This is a genomic window from Massilia soli, from assembly GCF_016809835.1.
Taxonomy (GTDB): domain Bacteria; phylum Pseudomonadota; class Gammaproteobacteria; order Burkholderiales; family Burkholderiaceae_D; genus Telluria_A; species Telluria_A soli.
Window position 1 is genome coordinate 390,262 of the sequence record NZ_JAFBIL020000001.1, and the last position, 14,624, is coordinate 404,885.

Consider the following 14,624-nt stretch of genomic DNA (forward strand, 5'->3'; position numbering starts at 1 on the left):
TCTTTAGCGACCGGCAGTAGGGGGGAACGCGGCTTCGGAGTATATTACGGCAGGGGAAGCAAATTACTATAATTACGTCTCCGCAACAGCGTGAAAAGCCCGCCGGCTGACGGATACAAGCCACACTGGCGGCACAAATCTCTACGAGGAACACAAAAATGCAAGAAAATTCGACGTCAACCAAGGAAGCGCCGGTGCGCGAGTTCCTGGCGTTCAAGCTCGGCGACGAGGAATACGGCATCGACATCCTGAAGGTGCAGGAAATCCGCGGCTACGAAGCGGTGACCCGCATCGCCAACGCGCCGGAGTTCATCAAGGGCGTGATCAACCTGCGCGGCATCATCATCCCGGTGGTGGACATGCGCATCAAGTTCAAGCTGGGCGAGCCGGTCTACGACCAGTTCACGGTCGTCATCATCCTGAACATCAACGGCCGCATTGTCGGCATGGTGGTTGACAGCGTCTCGGACGTGACCACGCTGACCCCGGAGCAAGTCAAGCCGGCGCCGGAGATGGGCACCGCGTTCAACTCGGACTACATCACCGGCCTCGGCACGATCGACGAGCGCATGCTGATCCTGATGGACATCGACAAGCTGATGTCCTCGGGCGAGATGGGCCTGATCGAAAACCTCGCTACCTAAGCAGCAACATTCCAAAATCGGGGACAGACCACCATTTTAGAAGATTCTAAAATGGTGGTCTGTCCCCGATTTTGGAACAATTCTAAAATGGTGGTCTGCGTGACCCGGTCTGTCCCCGATTTTGGAACAATTCTTGATATCAGATCTCGGGATCGGCGGCCGCGTCGCGCTGGGCGCGCTTGCGGCCCAGGCATTCGGCCTGGCTGCCGCCGGCCTGGATGTTCTGGTAACGTACTTCGTATTTGCCTGCAGCTAGCTTTTCGATCGTCATCGTCTCGTGCGCCAGCACATAGATGTGGCGCACATTCGAGCGGCGGTCCAGGTCGTAGACCTTGACGAATACCGGCGAACCGTTCGCCGTGTTGTCGACCATCAGTTGCATCTCTTCCCCAAGATTGCCCATCGGGTAGCCTTCGACATAGCCCGAGGCGTTCGGCCATGGCTCGCCGTTGGGCGCCATCAGCGTGTACAGGTCGGATTCGCAGTCGGGCGTGCGCGCCGGCACGATCAGCTGGGCCACGGCGAGCGCCTTGATGTCGGGCGCGCGGATCGGGCCCTCGGGCGACGGCGGCGGCGCCGATGCCCATGGGTCCGGTATGGCCTCAGCCTTCGCCACGGTCGGCGCAGCCAGGCTTTCCGGCTTGGGATCGAGCCGCATCTCCGGCGGCGGCACCAGTTTCGAGGCCAGCGCCACCGGCATCAGCCGCGGCTGGCTGGTCAGCAGCACACCGACCGCGCAGCCGGCCACGAAGAACGCGCCCAGCCCCAGCCACCAGCGCGGATCGCGCAAGATCCGGTATGGCCGCGCCGGCGCTTCCACCGCTTCGGGCTCCCAGGCGCTGTCCGGTCCGTCCGGGCGGTGACGCTCGCGGCCGTCGTCCGAGCGGGTGCTTTCCAGCCATTCGATTTCCCATTCCTCGGCCGCGATCCACTCGTCGTGCTCGCGCCGGCGTATCGGGTCGGACAGGATGGTGTAGGCGCTGTTGAGGATCGCCATGATGCGGGCGGCCTTTTCGTCGCCCGGATTCTTGTCAGGATGGTATTTCTGGCTCAGGGCCTTGTACGCCGCACGTATGACTTCCTGCGGCGCCATGCGCGCCACCTTCAGGTTGTCGTAGTGTGTGTGGATCTTGGCCATGGCTTAAGGTTCAGGCAATGCTGTTCACTTCATAATAGCCGATGCGGCACCCTGCCCGGCCCGAGAGCATAGCCCCGATTGTATCCTGTGCGCAAGATGCCATAAAGTCTACAGCCGGTGGCTGCGGTCGGCGCGCGCGATTGCCTCGGGCAGGGTGACGTCCTTGCCGACGATCAGCACCTTGAACAGCTCGCCCATTTCAGCCGGCGATACCAGCTTCTGCACCGCGCCGGCCTGCGGCAGGTAGCGCAGCGCGTCGTCCGGGCTGGTGCGCAGCAGCAGTTCGCCAATGCCGGCGCCGAGCAGGAACGCGGCCTGGTTCATGTAGCCGAGCACGTCCACGCCATTGTCCTGGGCGGCCAGCGCCATCGCCGTGAAGTCGACGTGGGCCGTGATGTCCTGCAGGCCCGGCAGGTAGAACGGGTCCGGGTGCGAATGGTGGCGGTAGTGGCACATCACGGTGCCGGTCTCGCGCTGGGCGACGTAATACTCGTGCGCCGGGAAGCCATAGTCGAACAGGAAGGCCGCGCCCCTGCCCTTGCCCAGCATGCGCGCCAGCGACGCCATGAAGCCGGCGGCAACCGGATGGACTTCGGTCAGGTAGCCATCGGGCAGCAGGTCGGCATCCGGAATCTGCGCCTCGATGTGCGCCGCCAGCGCCGCCGCGGGTTCGCGCTCGGTATACGCAAAGGCGCCGTTGTCGATGGTGACCAGCACTTCGCGCCAGCCGGCCGCGGTCTTTTTCACCAGTTCGACCGGCATGGCGTCGAGCACTTCGTTGGCCAGCACCACGCCGCTGAACGAATCGGGAAAGCCGTCCAACCAGCGCACCTGCGGGAAATCTGCCAGAGCTTCCTGTTGGCGCGCGCGCAGTTCGCCCGACAACTCGATGATGAAGTAGTGGTCCAGCGCGACCCCGGCCTGCTGTAGCGCGGTAAGCACGTCGCGCGCCAGTTTGCCGGTGCCGGCCCCGATTTCGAGGATATTGGGGGCGCTTTGGGCGATAATAGCGGCTGCCGCCTGCGCCAGCGTGGCGCCGAACAGCGGCGTGATCTCGGGCGCGGTGGTAAAGTCGCCCGCCTCGCCCAGCTTGGCCGCGCCGCCGCTGTAATAGCCCAGATTGGGCGCATACAGCGCCAGTTCCATGAAGCGCGCGAACGAAATCGCCCCGTCATTTGCCGCGATCTGCGCGGCGATCTGGTGTTGCAGGGCGTGGGACGCGGCCAGCGCGTCGCTGTCGGGAGCGGGTAAGGTCATCCCGGCATTGTAGCCATAACAGCTTGGATCAACAATTTATGCAAACTACTGGAAGTACCACGTCAACGCGCAAAGTCGCGCTGGTGACCGGCGCCGGCAAGCGTATCGGGCGCGCCATCGCGCTCGGCCTGGCCAACGCTGGCTGGGACGTGGCCGTCCACTACCGCGGCTCGGACACCGAGGCGCGCGACACCTTCGATGCCGTGCGCGCGGCCGGCCGCAAAGCGGCACTGCTGCAATGCGACCTCGCCGACGAGGCCCAGGTGCGCGGCCTGCTGGCGCGCGCCTTCGAAGAACTGGGCCCGGTCACTTGCGTGGTTAACAACGCCTCGCTGTTTGAATACGATAACCCGACCAGTTTTTCGCCCGCGCTGCTGGCCGCGCACATGCAGGCCAACCTGACCGCCCCGCTGCTGCTGGCGCAGGCACTGCACGCGGCCACGCCAGCCAATGGCGAAGCGGTGGTGATCAACCTGCTGGACCAGAAACTGTACAATCTGAATCCGGATTATCTGTCGTACACGCTGTCGAAATCGGCGCTGCACACCGCCACCACGATGCTGGCGCAAGCGCTGGCGCCGACGGTGCGCGTGGTCGGCGTGGCGCCGGGCCTGACGATGGTCTCGGGCGACCAGACCGACAGCGGCTTCGCCAAGGCGCACCAGGCCACGCCGCTGGGCCGCTCCAGCACCCCGCAGGACATCGTCGACGCGGTCTGCTACGCAGCGTCGGCGCGCGCCGTCACCGGCACCACTTTACTCGTCGACGGCGGCCAGCACCTGCTGCAGCTGCCGCGCGACGTCATGTTCTTACAAAAATAGAGGTAACCCATGCTGTCCGCCCTTTCCCACCCAACGCTGCGCGATTGCCGCCGGCTGTTCCTGCGCAATTACGAAGTGATGATCAACATCGGGGTGCACGATTTCGAAAAGAAGGGCGAGCAGCGCGTCCTGATCAACGTTGACCTGTACATCCCGCTGGCGCTGTCGACGCCAACGGAAGACCATCTCGATGAAGTGGTCGACTACGACTTCATGCGCGAGACCATCGCGCGCCGCATGGCGCAGGGCCACGTGCACCTGCAGGAATCGCTGTGCGACGACGTGGTGCGCGCGATGCTGGCGCACCCGAAGGTGCGCGCGGTGCGCGTATCGACCATGAAGCCGGATGTGTATCCGGATTGCGAAGGCGTCGGCGTCGAAGTCTTCCAGATCAAGGAGGAAGCATGAACGCGGCGGTGATGGAAGCGGTGGCCGACAAGGTCGGCTACGAGAACAACAAGCTGCACAAGCGCCTGTGCCGCCTGGTCGGCCAGGCCATCGGCGACTTCAACATGATCGAAGACGGCGACAAGGTGATGGTGTGCCTGTCGGGCGGTAAGGATAGCTACGCGCTGCTCGACATTTTGATGACCTTGCGCGAACGCGCGCCGATCAAGTTCGACCTGATCGCGGTGAACCTCGACCAGAAGCAGCCGAACTTCCCCGAGCACATCCTGCCGGCCTACCTGGAAAAGCTGGGCATCCCGTTCCACATCGAGAACCAGGACACCTACAGCATCGTCAAGCGCCTGATCCCGGAAGGCAAAACCACGTGTTCGCTGTGCTCGCGCCTGCGTCGCGGCATCCTGTACCGCGTGGCCGATGAACTGGGCTGCAACAAGATCGCGCTGGGCCACCACCGCGACGACATCCTGGAAACCTTCTTCCTGAATATGTTCTTCGGCGGCAAGCTGAAGGGCATGCCGGCCAAGCTGGTATCGGACGACGGCAAGCACATGGTAATTCGTCCGATGGCGTATGTGAAGGAAGCCGACACGATGCGCTATGCGGAGGTGAAAGGTTTCCCGATCATCCCGTGCGACCTGTGCGGTTCGCAGGAAAACCTGCAGCGCAAGCAGATCAAGAACATGATGCGCGAGTGGGACAAGAAGACCCCGGGCCGCTGCGAGAATATCTTTTCGGCGCTGTCGACCGTGGTGCCGTCGCATTTGATGGACCGCGAGATGTTTGGCTTCACGAACCTGAAAACGGACGGCATCGCCAACCCGCTCGGCGATATTGCGTTTGATGAAGAGCCTTGCTCGACGCCGGCGACGGGAATCGGGACGATCACCCTGCAACGCGAGTAACAAAAACGGCGCCTGAAGGCGACGTTTTTATCTGCGATGTGTTCATCAATAGCGGAGAGCGGAACTGTTAACACGACGTCGTGCCCGCGCAGGCGGGCATCCATCTGAACGGTGAGGTGCCGCGCGAATCCAGTCCACGGCTCGGGGTCAGCATGGATTCCCGCCTGCGCGGGAAGGACGGTCTGGGTTCCACACCTCAAGCGGTACTAAACCTCGCATCAAATTAATTGGACCACGGCCGGACAAATCCGGAAACGGGTCTCGATGCGCGTATTGACGCCCTGCCGCTAAACACTGTCCGTTGACGCTGCGGCGCACCCCAGCGATACTACCCCGACTTTAGAACTGCCGTGCCTGGTTGCGATCCAGCCAGCCGGCCCTGCCCAACCGTCCCGGAGTATCGATGCCACCCGCTACAACTGCCCTGATTACCAATGACGCTGTCGTCCTTGGCATGCTCGCCGTCACCCTCGGCGCCGTCTTCTGGTCCTCATCCCGGACCGAGGGGTTCTGGAAAAAATTCTACACCTACGTGCCGGCGCTATTGCTGTGCTACCTGATCCCTGCCCTGTTCAATACCATGGGCCTGATCGACGGCAACGCCTCCAAGCTGTATCCGATGGCGCGCGACTACCTGCTGCCAAGCGCGCTGGTGCTGCTGTGCATCGCGATCGACTTTGGCGCCGTGATGCGGCTTGGACCGAAAGCCGTGATCATGTTCCTGACCGGTACCGCCGGCGTAATGATCGGGGCGCTGGTCGCCTACCTGGCGATGAGTGTGATCCATCCTGAAACCGTGGCCGGCGACACCTGGCGCGGCATGACCACCGTGGCCGGATCGTGGATCGGAGGCGGCGCCAACCAGGCTGCGATGAAGGAAGTGTTTGAAGTCGACGCGACGATGTTCGGCCAGTTCGTCGCCGTCGACGTGCTGGTGGCAAACGTCTGGATGGCCGTGGTGCTGTTCCTTGCCAGCCGTTCGCAAGCCTTCGACCGCTGGACCGGCGCCGACCTCAGCGCCATTAACGAGCTGAAGAACAGCATCGAGAAATACCAGGCAGAGCACTCGCGCATTCCGACCCTGTCGGACGTGATGGTGATTGTCGCGATCGGCCTTGGCGTGACCGGCCTGTCGCACTTCCTGGCCGCGCCGACGATCGCATGGATCGCGTCGCTGCCGGCCGAATGGCGCCTGCAGGACTACAGCCTGACGTCGAATTTCTTCTGGATCGTGGTGTACGCCACCACCTTCGGCCTGCTGCTGAGCTTCACCCGTGCGCGCAGCATGGAGGGCGCGGGCGCCTCGACCATCGGGTCGGCAATGCTGTACGTGCTGGTGGCAACCATCGGCATGCACATGGACCTGACCGCGCTGCTTGAGAAGCCCTGGCTGTTCCTGCTCGGCCTGATCTGGATCAGCGTGCACGCGGCGCTGATGCTGGTGGTCGCCAAGCTGATTCGCGCGCCACTGTTCTTCATGGCGGTGGGATCGCAGGCCAATATCGGCGGCGCGGCATCGGCGCCGGTAGTGGCCTCGGCCTTCCACCCGGCGCTGGCGCCGGTCGGCGTACTGCTGGCGGTACTTGGATACGCGCTTGGCACCTACGGCGCCTACATCACAGGCCTGCTGCTGCGCGCCCTGGCTACCTGATGCAACTGACCATCCCCGCCGCGGCGGGGATGGCGCTCTACGGCGCGACGTTTGCGCGCAATACCGGGTACATGTTGTAACGCTCATCCCACGACGAGTGGCGGCGCGCAAAAAACTCGAGCCGCGCATTCGCGTTCTTGGCAAACGCCGCATCGCTCTCAAGGCGCTTCTTGAACTGCGCCGCTACCGCCGGATCGGCCGCCATCTGCTCGCGCGCCACATCCTCGGCCACATACTCTTCCATGTACTCCTTGCGCTCGAACGCGTTATTGAAGTCGCCCCACGCCAGCAGCGAGTCCGGCGCCTTCGGCTCGAACAAGGCCATCACCAGGCGCGCTTTTGGCTGCGCGATCGGCACGAACAGCATGCCTTTGGTAAGCGCGCGCGCTTCCGGCTTCCATGCGCCGTCCACGGTCAGGCGCTGGTGCGACTCCAGCGAGCCGGCGCCAAAGGTGGCCTTATCGGCGCGGAAGGTCTCGACGTCCGCCTTGCCATCCTTGTCGAGCGTGCGGAAGCTGATGTCATGCAGCTTCAGTTTGGCCGCCACCATCGCCGCGAACGCGGCAGGGACAATGTAGCCAGCCTTCGGCGCCGTCGCCATCATGTCCGGCACGATATCGTCGCGCAGCGGCACGGTCCAGATCTGCGGCTTGGTCTCGTCGTAGCGCGTCATCAGGATGCCCGACACTTCCGACGGCGTGCGGGTATAGGCATAGCCGCGGAAGTCGATCATGCGGACCTTGTCGCTGGCCTTGTACGTCATTGGGATGGTGGCGCCGGCCAGTTGCGACGCGCGCGCATCGGCGTCATACGCGGCCTTCTGCCACGCCTTGCCGTGCTGCGCCACCTGCGACAGCACCGACACCACCGTGTTGCGGGTAATGCGCACGCGGGTTGGATAGTCCTTCCACGAGTGGGTTTCCACCAGCATCGCGAGGCGGTTCCGCAGCGGGAAGTAGCCGGTCGAGAAGCGTGGATCCGACACGCCGTCGACAAAGCCCGACTGCGGGTTGTCGGTGTCGGCGAACGACATGTAGAACGCATGCGGCAGCGATCCCTGCTTCTCGATATCGGCCAGCACGTTGTCGCGCAGTCCCAGGCCGGCCTTGCGGAATTCGACGTCGGCCGAGTGCACCGGCTCGACCTGGATCGAGATGTCGTGTTCGAATTTGGCGCCATTGGTCACGTGCAGGTCGATATACGCCAGCGGGTCCCATGCGTTGACCAGCTTGAGCATCGCCTGCATTTCGGGGGCGTCGGCCTTGACGTAGTCGCGGTTCAGGTTGAAGTTCTGCGCCGTGGTGCGCCAGCCCATTTCGACCGGGCCGCGCTGGTTCGGGCGGTTCCACTCCTTGAAGCGTTCGTGCCCGTCGACGTTGAAGACCGGGACGAACAGCAGCACCTGCTTGTCGAGCGAACCAGGCGCCGCCTGGTTGTCGAGGACTTCGCGCAGCGCCAGGAAGCCGGCGTCCTTGCCGTCGATTTCACCGGCGTGGATACCGCCCTGGATCAGTACCACCGGCAAGCCGCGCTGCTTTGCCGCCTGCGGCGTAAACACGCCCGTGCGCGTGACGATCAGCGCCTTCATCGGACGGCCTTCCGGCGTGGTGCCGAAGTCGATGCACTTGACCTGCTTCGGATAGGCGCGCTGGAAGTCGGCGCACAGCTTGATTACTTCGTCGTAACGGCCAGTGCGCTGGAAGCCCGAGCGCTCCGACACGGTGGTCAGGTCGGGCGCGGCGTGCGCAAGGGGAATGACGGACAGGAGGGCAAGCAGCAAAGCGGTGCGGATCATCGACGGGGCTCCAACAGGATTTAAGTGTGCAGCCGGAAATTATAGTCGCGATCAGGCGAGCTGGTAGTCGATATCGTAGTAGTGCTGGTTGCCGGTGATGCTCAGGGTGAGCTTGCCGGAGATGCCGGCCAGCTCGCCGGTGCCGGAACCGGGAACGATGGTGATCGTCAGGTCGTTGGCGCCGTTGTGCATGGTGCCGGCGTGCGCCAGCGCAAAGTCGCCCACCTTGCCGTTGAGGGCGCCGGAGACGTGTTCGATGGCGACGTAGGAGGCCGAGCCGGCGGCCGGGTTGCCGGCCGAGAGCATCTCGCCCTGGGCAGTGCCGACCAGGTCACCGAAGTACTGCTTGTCCATCAGCATGCGGCCGACGCGGGCGCGGCCGGGTTCTGCGGGAGCGGGTTTGAGCTGGACTTCGAAGGCGCCTTTGGCTTGCATGGTGAATGTCTCCTTTAGTTTATCGTAGGGCGGACAGCGAAGCGGCGGAGCAGGGGTTTCGAACCGCATGCGGTTCGCCTGCGGAGCGGTTTCCGCTTGCAAGTGGATACTCCAAAAGCAAAGCCTCCGCCGAATTCGTTGCGCCGCGGTGACGCATCGGATTCGGCGGAGGCGCTTCGCTGGTCCGCCCTACATGTAACTTTACGCTACGCGCGTAATCTCGATCGCCTTGCCGAAGTTCGCCAGCAGCGCTGCTTCCTTCTCCTTGGCCGCCTTCAGGTGACGCTCCTTGACGTGGCCGTAGCCGCGGATGTCTTCAGGGATGCTGGCAATCGCCACCGCCTGCGCCAGGTTGGTCGCATTCAGCTTCGGCAGCAAGCCGCCCACCGTGTTGCGGTACTCGGCGATCAGGGCGCGTTCCATCTTGCGCTCTTCGGTGTAGCCGAACACGTCGAACATGCCGCCGCGCAGGCCCTTCAGCTTGGCCAGCACGCCGAATGCCTTCATCATCCACGGCCCGAATTCCTGCTTGATCAGCTGACCTTTGCTGTCGTGCTTTGCCAGCAGCGGCGGCGCCAGGTGGAACTTGAGCTGGTAGTCGCCTTCGAACATGCCGGCGATTTTTTCTTTGAACGCGCCGTCGGTGTACAGGCGGGCGACTTCATACTCGTCCTTGTACGCCATCAGCTTGTAGTAGTAGCGCGCGACCGCTTCGGTCAGGCGCGTGCCCTTGCCCAGCGCTTCTTCCGTGGCGCGAACCTGGTCGACAAACGACTTGTACTGCTGCGCGTAGGCGGCGTCCTGGTAAGCGGTCAGCAGCTCGACGCGGCGCTTGACGACGTCGTCCAGCGTTTGCGTGCGCTTGAACTCGATCACCTGGGCCGGGGTCGTCATGCGCACCAGCGATGCGACATCGTGCGCGGCCGTGCGGCCCCACGTGAACGCGGCCTTGTTGAAGCCAACCGCCACGCCATTGAGTTCGATGGCCTTGATGATCGACGCTTCGCTCAAAGGCACCTGGCCTTTTTGCCATGCGTAGCCGAGCATGAACATGTTGGTCGCGATCGAATCGCCCATCAGCGCGGTGGCGATCTTGCCGGCGTCGACGAAGTCCACTTTGTCTGCGCCGCATGCCTGGATGATCTGGTTCTTCGACGACTCGGCCGGGAACTGCCAGTCCGGGTTCTTGACGAATGCGGCGGTCGACGAACCGGTCGAATTGATCGCGGCGTAGGTGCGGCCTTCGCCCATGCGCGACACGGCGTCGCGGCTGGCGGTGACGATCAGGTCGCAACCGATGACCAGGTTGGCGCTGCCGGTACCGACGCGGGTCGAGTGCAGGTCGGCCTGGTTGTCGGCCAGGCGCACGTGCGACATTACCGGGCCGCCCTTTTGGGCCAGTCCGCTCATGTCGAGCACAATCGCGCCCTTGCCTTCAACGTGGGCCGCCATTGCCAGGATCTGGCCGACAGTAACCACGCCGGTGCCGCCGATACCGGTGATCAGGATGCCGTATGGCTCGGCGATCGACGGCAGCGCAGGCGTTGGCAGCACTGGCGGCGCGGCGTCGCCGGCGGCAGCCTTCTTCGGCTTCTTCAGCGAGCCGCCTTCCACCGTCACGAAGCTCGGGCAGAAACCGGTCACGCACGAGAAGTCCTTGTTGCAGGACGACTGGTTGATCTGGCGCTTGCGGCCCAGTTCCGTTTCCAGCGGTTCCACCGACAGGCAGTTCGACTGCACCGAGCAGTCGCCGCAGCCTTCGCAGACCGCTTCGTTGATCACGGCGCGCTTGGCTGGATCCGGGTACTCATTGCGCTTCCTGCGGCGGCGCTTCTCGGACGCGCAGGTCTGGTCGTAGATCATGGCCGACACGCCCGGCTTGTCGCGCAGTTCGCGCTGCACGTCCATCAGTTCGGAGCGGTGGCGCACGGTGACGCCCTCGGCCCACTTGTAATCGGCCGGGTACTTCTCTGGTTCGTCGGTGACGACGATGATCGGGCCCACGCCTTCAGCGGCGATCTGGCGCGAGATCATGCCAGGATCGAGCGGGCCGTCGAACTCCTGGCCGCCGGTCATCGCGACCGCGTCGTTGAACAGGATCTTGTAGGTGATGTTGACCTTGGCCGACACCGCCGCGCGGATCGCCAGGATACCGGAGTGGAAGTAGGTGCCGTCGCCGAGGTTGGTGAACACGTGCTTCTCGTTGGTGAACGGCGCCTGGCCCACCCAGGTGACGCCTTCGGCGCCCATGTGGGTGAAGGTCGAGGTCTCGCGGTCCATCCACAGCACCATGTAGTGGCAGCCGATGCCGGCCAGTGCGCGCGAACCTTCCGGCACCTTGGTCGACGAGTTGTGCGGGCAGCCCGAGCAGAAATACGGCGTGCGGTCGGTGTCCGGATTCGGCTTGGTCGACACGTTCTTGAGCACCAGCTCTTTGGCTTCGAGGAAGGCGATGCGCTCGCGCACGCGCTGCTCGACCGGGTGGCCGGCGCAATAGTGCGAAATGCGGCTGGCGATCGCGCGGGCGATCAGCGCAGGGTTCAGCTCATAGGTCGCAGGCAGCAGCCAGTCGCCGTGGCCGGCGCCGTTCTTGTTGGCCCACTCGCCGGTGTCGTCGAACTTGCCGACCACGCGCGGGCGCTCGCTGTCCGGCAGGTTGTACAGCGCTTCCTTCAGCGCGTATTCGAGGATCTGGCGCTTCTCTTCCACCACCAAAATCTCGTCGAGGCCCTTGGCGAATTCCTGCACGCCTTCCGCTTCGAGCGGCCAGGTCATGCCGATCTTGTACAGGCGGATGCCGATGTCGGCCGCGGCCTGCTCGTCGATGCCCAGGTCGGCCAGCGCCTGGCGCGTGTCGAGGTAGGACTTGCCGGCGGTGATGATGCCGATGCGCGGTTTCGGGCTGTCCCAGATGATCTTGTTGAGCTTATTGGCGCGTGCGTACGCCAGCGCGGCGTACCACTTGTAGGTGTTCATCCGCACTTCCATATCGAGCACGGTGTCCGGCCAGCGGATATTCAGGCCGCCTTCAGGCATGGCGAAGTCGGTCGGCGTGACGATCTGCACGCGGTCCGGGTCGAAGTCGACCACGGCACCCGACTCGATGATATCGGTGACGCACTTCATCGACACCCACAGGCCGGTGTAACGGCTCATCGCCCATGCATGCAGGCCGTAGTCGATGTACTCCTGCACCGACGCCGGGTACAGCACCGGGATGCCGCAGGCATTGAGGATGTGGTCCGACTGGTGCGCGGTCGACGACGACTTGGCCGCGTGGTCGTCGCCGGCCAGCACCAATACGCCGCCGTGCTTGGCCGAGCCGGCGTTGTTGGCGTGCTTGAAGACGTCGCCGCAGCGGTCGACGCCTGGGCCTTTGCCGTACCACATGGAGAACACGCCGTCGTACTTCGCGTCCTGGAACAGGTTGGTCTGCTGCGTGCCCCACACCGCCGTTGCGGCCAGGTCTTCGTTCATCCCGGGATGGAACTTGACGTGGTGCGCGTCGAGGTGCTTCTTGGCCTTCACGGCGGTCATGTCGACGCTGGTCACTGGCGAACCGCGGTAGCCGGTGATGTAGCCGGCGGTGTTCAGGCCAGCCTTCAGGTCGCGCTCGCGCTGCATCATCGGCAGGCGGATCAGGGCCTGGGTGCCGGTCATGAAGGCGCGGCCGCGCTCCAGCGTCCATTTGTCGTCGAGGGAAATCTCCTGCGACGGCTGGGGTTCCAGGGCCGAGCGGTCTAGTGGTGCATTCATTGCGTGTCTCCGTTATGTGGTGCTTGCGCGGCTTTGCTTATCAGGCAGCCGTCTTGTCGGTCGAATCGACCAGTACGCCGCGTTTGATCTGATCGAGTTCGATCGACTCGAACAGCGCGCGGAAGTTACCTTCGCCGAAGCCCTGGTCGCCCTTGCGCTGGATGATCTCGAAGAAGATCGGACCGATCACGGTCTGGGTGAAGATCTGCAGCAGCAGTTCGCGTTCGGTTTCGTTGCTGTGGCCATCGACCAGGATGCGCAGGCGGCGCAGCTCTTCGAGGTTTTCGCCGTGGTTCGGCAGGCGGCGGTTGATCAGCTCATAGTAGGTCTCGATCGTGTCCTGGAACACGATGCCGGTGTCGCGCATGCCCTGCACCGAGTGGTACACGTCGTCGGTGCCCAGCGCGATGTGCTGGATGCCCTCGCCGTGGTACTCGTCGAGGTATTCGGCGATCTGCGACTTGTCGTCCGACGACTCGTTGATCGGGATGCGGATTTTGCCGCACGGCGAAGTCATCGCCTTCGACTTCAGGCCGGTCAGCTTGCCTTCGATGTCGAAGTAGCGCACTTCGCGGAAGTTGAACAGCTGCTCGTAGAACTCAGCCCATTCCTTCATGCGGCCGCGGTGCACGTTGTGGGTCAGGTGGTCGATATAAGTCAGGCCATGGCCGACCGGGTTGGCGACCGCGCCAGGAATGGCGACGAAGTCGACGTCGTAGATGCTGATGTCGCCGATCGCGTTGGCCGGCACGCCGTCAGGGGCGCCTTTGCCGCGCCAGCGGTCGACGAAGTAGATCAGCGAATCGCCCACGCCCTTGATGGCGGGGATGTTCAGCTCCATCGGGCCGGTCTTGTTATCGAAGCCCCAGGCGCCCAGTTCGAGCGCGCGGCGGTAGGCGAAAGCGGCGTCCTTGACGCGGATCGCGATCGCGCACACCGAAGGACCGTGCTTGCGCGCGAAACGCTGCGCGAACGAATCCTTCTCGGCATTGATGATGAAGTTGATGTCGCCCTGGCGGTACAGGGTGACGTCCTTGTGGCGGTGGCGCGCGATGGCGGTAAAGCCCATCTGCTCGAACAGCGCACCGAGTGCTTTCGGGTCCGGAGCGGCGTACTCGACGAACTCGAAACCATCGGTCCCCATTGGGTTTTCCCAAGGCGTAAATTGCATGTTTGTCTCCTGGCGATTTAGGCGACAAGTATAGTCCGGCACCCCCGGCATTAAATTTCAATCACTATCCCCCACGGGCCAATCTGCGCAATAATATTGCGTGCAAATAGAAAAAGTGGAGGATACATGCCAAAAATTGAGCTGGATAAAACAGATCGCAAAATTCTTGCCATTCTGCAAGCTGACGGGCGGCTGTCGAATCAGGACGTGGCGGACCAGGTCAGCCTGTCGCCGTCACCCTGCCTGCGGCGCATCAAGCGGCTGGAGGAAACCGGCGTGATCCGGCAGTACGTCGCGCTGCTCGACCCGGGCAAGATCGGGCTGGGGCTGCTCGCGTACGTCAATGTGCGGCTGGAAAAGCATAGCGAGATCGCGGCCAATGCGGCGGGAGCGCGCCGGCCGACCGGTTCGCCGCATGCCGACTTCGCGCAATCGGTCGAGCACTGGCCGGAAGTGGTGGCGTGTTACGCGATGACGGGCGAGATGGACTATCTGCTGCGCGTGCACGTCGAGGATATGGACCACTTCTCGCGCTTCATGATGAAAACGCTGCTGTCGCATCCGGCGGTGGCCGACGTCAAATCAAGCTTCGCGCTGCAGCGCATCAAGGACACCACTGCGCTACCGATTGTCTAGCAACATTATT

The 14,624-nt window shown here is 63.5% G+C and carries 12 protein-coding genes; 6 read left to right on the forward strand and 6 right to left on the reverse strand.

The annotated features are described in order from the left end of the window. Positions 1–158 precede the first annotated feature (158 nt). Complete coding sequence (locus tag I4X03_RS01780) at positions 159–644, forward strand: chemotaxis protein CheW (protein ID WP_223464731.1); 486 nt, start codon at positions 159–161, stop codon at positions 642–644. A gap of 139 nt (positions 645–783) precedes the next feature. On the opposite strand, the gene I4X03_RS01785 is transcribed toward I4X03_RS01780, so the two are convergent. Together I4X03_RS01785 and I4X03_RS01790 are read right to left on the reverse strand one after the other, a co-directional pair. Beyond that, complete coding sequence (locus I4X03_RS01785; RefSeq protein ID WP_223464733.1) at positions 784–1,782, reverse strand: J domain-containing protein; 999 nt, start codon at positions 1,780–1,782, stop codon at positions 784–786. A gap of 108 nt (positions 1,783–1,890) precedes the next feature. Then, positions 1,891–3,039 carry a class I SAM-dependent methyltransferase gene (locus tag I4X03_RS01790; RefSeq protein WP_223464741.1) on the reverse strand — a complete coding sequence of 383 codons (1,149 nt, stop codon included), beginning with the start codon at positions 3,037–3,039 and terminating at the stop codon, positions 1,891–1,893. A 38-nt stretch (positions 3,040–3,077) separates the two neighbouring features. Here I4X03_RS01790 and I4X03_RS01795 point away from each other — a divergent pair, with 38 nt between their 5' ends. The 4 genes from I4X03_RS01795 to I4X03_RS01810 all read left to right on the forward strand — a co-directional run bounded on the left by I4X03_RS01795 (position 3,078) and on the right by I4X03_RS01810 (position 6,821). Beyond that, complete coding sequence (locus tag I4X03_RS01795) at positions 3,078–3,860, forward strand: SDR family oxidoreductase (RefSeq protein ID WP_223464743.1); 783 nt, start codon at positions 3,078–3,080, stop codon at positions 3,858–3,860. A gap of 9 nt (positions 3,861–3,869) precedes the next feature. After that, positions 3,870–4,268, forward strand: coding sequence for a dihydroneopterin aldolase (locus I4X03_RS01800; RefSeq protein WP_223464745.1), 399 nt, complete (start codon positions 3,870–3,872; stop codon positions 4,266–4,268). Then, a complete protein-coding gene (gene ttcA, locus I4X03_RS01805; protein WP_223464746.1) occupies positions 4,265–5,170 on the forward strand; it encodes a tRNA 2-thiocytidine(32) synthetase TtcA in 906 nt (301 codons plus the stop codon). Before I4X03_RS01800 ends, ttcA begins: the two co-directional genes overlap by 4 nt. Before the next feature lie 403 nt (positions 5,171–5,573). Continuing rightward, complete coding sequence (locus I4X03_RS01810; protein WP_223464748.1) at positions 5,574–6,821, forward strand: DUF819 family protein; 1,248 nt, start codon at positions 5,574–5,576, stop codon at positions 6,819–6,821. Between the two features lie 37 nt (positions 6,822–6,858). Here I4X03_RS01810 and I4X03_RS01815 read toward each other — a convergent pair whose 3' ends face one another. The 4 genes from I4X03_RS01815 to hppD all read right to left on the reverse strand — a co-directional run bounded on the left by I4X03_RS01815 (position 6,859) and on the right by hppD (position 13,978). Further along, positions 6,859–8,616, reverse strand: a complete 1,758-nt coding sequence (locus tag I4X03_RS01815; protein ID WP_223464750.1) for a M14 family metallopeptidase — start codon at positions 8,614–8,616, stop codon at positions 6,859–6,861. Positions 8,617–8,667: 51 nt separating this feature from the next. Then, on the reverse strand, positions 8,668–9,051 hold the full coding sequence (locus I4X03_RS01820; RefSeq protein WP_223464752.1) for a DUF3224 domain-containing protein: 384 nt from the start codon (positions 9,049–9,051) through the stop codon (positions 8,668–8,670). A 201-nt stretch (positions 9,052–9,252) separates the two neighbouring features. Next, positions 9,253–12,807, reverse strand: coding sequence for an indolepyruvate ferredoxin oxidoreductase family protein (locus I4X03_RS01825; RefSeq protein WP_223464753.1), 3,555 nt, complete (start codon positions 12,805–12,807; stop codon positions 9,253–9,255). Positions 12,808–12,847: 40 nt separating this feature from the next. Next, positions 12,848–13,978 carry a 4-hydroxyphenylpyruvate dioxygenase gene (hppD, locus tag I4X03_RS01830; protein ID WP_223464755.1) on the reverse strand — a complete coding sequence of 377 codons (1,131 nt, stop codon included), beginning with the start codon at positions 13,976–13,978 and terminating at the stop codon, positions 12,848–12,850. 126 nt (positions 13,979–14,104) lie between these two features. Between hppD and I4X03_RS01835 the strand changes: the two genes are divergently transcribed. After that, a complete protein-coding gene (locus tag I4X03_RS01835; protein ID WP_223464757.1) occupies positions 14,105–14,614 on the forward strand; it encodes an Lrp/AsnC family transcriptional regulator in 510 nt (169 codons plus the stop codon). Positions 14,615–14,624: the final 10 nt, after the last annotated feature.

Bases quoted from the DNA above. Each gene is read 5' to 3' on its own strand.
- I4X03_RS01800 (WP_223464745.1), top strand. From the start codon at position 3,870: ATGCTGTCCGCCCTTTCCCACCCAACGCTGCGCGATTGCCGCCGGCTG.
- I4X03_RS01790 (WP_223464741.1), bottom strand. From the start codon at position 3,039: ATGACCTTACCCGCTCCCGACAGCGACGCGCTGGCCGCGTCCCACGCC.
- I4X03_RS01820 (WP_223464752.1), bottom strand. From the start codon at position 9,051: ATGCAAGCCAAAGGCGCCTTCGAAGTCCAGCTCAAACCCGCTCCCGCA.
- hppD (WP_223464755.1), bottom strand. From the start codon at position 13,978: ATGCAATTTACGCCTTGGGAAAACCCAATGGGGACCGATGGTTTCGAG.
- ttcA (WP_223464746.1), top strand. From the start codon at position 4,265: ATGAACGCGGCGGTGATGGAAGCGGTGGCCGACAAGGTCGGCTACGAG.
- I4X03_RS01785 (WP_223464733.1), bottom strand. From the start codon at position 1,782: ATGGCCAAGATCCACACACACTACGACAACCTGAAGGTGGCGCGCATG.
- I4X03_RS01780 (WP_223464731.1), top strand. From the start codon at position 159: ATGCAAGAAAATTCGACGTCAACCAAGGAAGCGCCGGTGCGCGAGTTC.
- I4X03_RS01815 (WP_223464750.1), bottom strand. From the start codon at position 8,616: ATGATCCGCACCGCTTTGCTGCTTGCCCTCCTGTCCGTCATTCCCCTT.
- I4X03_RS01810 (WP_223464748.1), top strand. From the start codon at position 5,574: ATGCCACCCGCTACAACTGCCCTGATTACCAATGACGCTGTCGTCCTT.
- I4X03_RS01795 (WP_223464743.1), top strand. From the start codon at position 3,078: ATGCAAACTACTGGAAGTACCACGTCAACGCGCAAAGTCGCGCTGGTG.
- I4X03_RS01825 (WP_223464753.1), bottom strand. From the start codon at position 12,807: ATGAATGCACCACTAGACCGCTCGGCCCTGGAACCCCAGCCGTCGCAG.
- I4X03_RS01835 (WP_223464757.1), top strand. From the start codon at position 14,105: ATGCCAAAAATTGAGCTGGATAAAACAGATCGCAAAATTCTTGCCATT.